Source organism: Ruegeria sp. AD6 (assembly GCF_056542325.1).
Genome location: NZ_JBQFZQ010000030.1, coordinates 1 through 1,856, shown reverse-complemented (window position 1 = coordinate 1,856; position 1,856 = coordinate 1). Strand labels below are relative to the sequence as shown.

The window sequence follows — 1,856 nt, the reverse complement described above, 5'->3', positions numbered from 1 at the left end:
ATCGTAAGAGAGATATGGGCTTTTACTAGGTTTGGCGGTGACCTACTCTCCCGGGGCTTAAGCCCAAGTACCATTGGCGCGGCAGTGCTTAACTTCCGGGTTCGGTATGGGACCGGGTGTTTCACTTGCGCTATGACCACCAAACCGAGGAAAAGCCCACGTCGACTTTCTTGCGGAGCAAGAAAGCGACGGGTGGCAGGCAGCGTATTCGCTTGCGAATGCGCGGTGCCACTCGGTTTTTATGTCACCCCTTTACGGGGTTTCACATCAATCAACGTTGTCCAACTCAAGGTCAGTGTATGCTTTTGGTGATTTGTCTTTCTGTTACTGGATCAAATCAAGCCTATCGGGCGATTAGTACCGGTCAACTGAACGCATTACTGCGCTTACATCTCCGGCCTATTGACGTGGTGGTCTTCCACGGCCCTCAGGGAGACCTTGTTTTGAGGGGGGCTTCCCGCTTAGATGCCTTCAGCGGTTATCCTGTCCGATCATAGCTACCCAGCACTGCCGTTGGCACGACAACTGGTCCACCAGTGGATCGTTCACCCCGGTCCTCTCGTACTAGGGGCAACTCCTCTCAAGTCTCCTACACCCACGGCAGATAGGGACCGAACTGTCTCACGACGTTCTAAACCCAGCTCACGTACCTCTTTAAACGGCGAACAGCCGTACCCTTGGGACCTGCTCCAGCCCCAGGATGAGATGAGCCGACATCGAGGTGCCAAACACTGCCGTCGATATGGACTCTTGGGCAGTATCAGCCTGTTATCCCCGGCGTACCTTTTATCCGTTGAGCGATGGCCCTTCCACTCGGGACCACCGGATCACTATGGCCGTCTTTCGACTCTGCTCGACTTGTCAGTCTTGCAGTCAGGCTGGCTTCTGCCATTGCACTCAACGAGCGATTTCCGACCGCTCTGAGCCAACCTTCGCGCGCCTCCGTTACGCTTTAGGAGGCGACCGCCCCAGTCAAACTACCCGCCACGCAGGGTCCCGGATCCGGATAACGGACCGCGGTTAGACATCAAGAGTGCGAAGGGTGGTATCTCAAGGGAGGCTCCACGGATACTTGCGTTTCCGCTTCAAAGCCTACCACCTATCCTGCACATCACAATCCTGATGCCAGTGCGAAGCTGTAGTAAAGGTGCACGGGGTCTTTCCGTCTAACCGCGGGAAGCCTGCATCTTGACAGGCAATTCAATTTCGCTGAGTCGATGTTGGAGACAGCGGGGAAGTCGTTACGCCATTCGTGCAGGTCGGAACTTACCCGACAAGGAATTTCGCTACCTTAGGACCGTTATAGTTACGGCCGCCGTTTACCTGGGCTTCAATTCAAGGCTCTCACCTCTCCTTTTAACCTTCAGGCACCGGGCAGGCGTCAGACCCTATACGTCGTCTTGCGACTTCGCAGAGCCCTGTGTTTTTAATAAACAGTCGCCACCCCCTGGTTTGTGCCCCCAGCCCCTAGTTGCCTAGGAACCGGGCCTCCTTCTCGCGAACTTACGGAGGTATTTTGCCGAGTTCCTTCAACATCGTTCTCTCAAGCGCCTTGGTATGCTCTACCAGTCCACCTGTGTCGGTTTAGGGTACGGTCTGATGGAGGGCTATTTCCAGGAACCACTCAGCAGCCCAATCAATCCGATAAGATTGAACTACACCTGTGATCCGTCACATCCTCCTGGCCTAGGAATATTAACCTAGTTCCCATCGCCTACGCCTTTCGGCCTCGGCTTAGGGGCCGGCTTACCCTGCTCAGATTAGCTTTAAGCAGGAACCCTTGGACTTTCGGCGAGAGTGTCTCTCACACTCTTTGTCGCTACTCATGTCATCATTCTCACTAGTGATCTCTCCAC

The 1,856-nt window shown here is 54.6% G+C and carries 2 rRNA genes; both read right to left on the bottom strand.

What is annotated here, in order from left to right:
* Positions 1–29: 29 nt before the first annotated feature.
* Positions 30–144: ribosomal RNA gene (gene rrf, locus ACR0KJ_RS19410) — 5S ribosomal RNA — on the bottom strand.
* 189 nt (positions 145–333) lie between these two features.
* A 23S ribosomal RNA gene (locus ACR0KJ_RS19405) occupies positions 334–1,856 on the bottom strand; the annotation flags it as partial.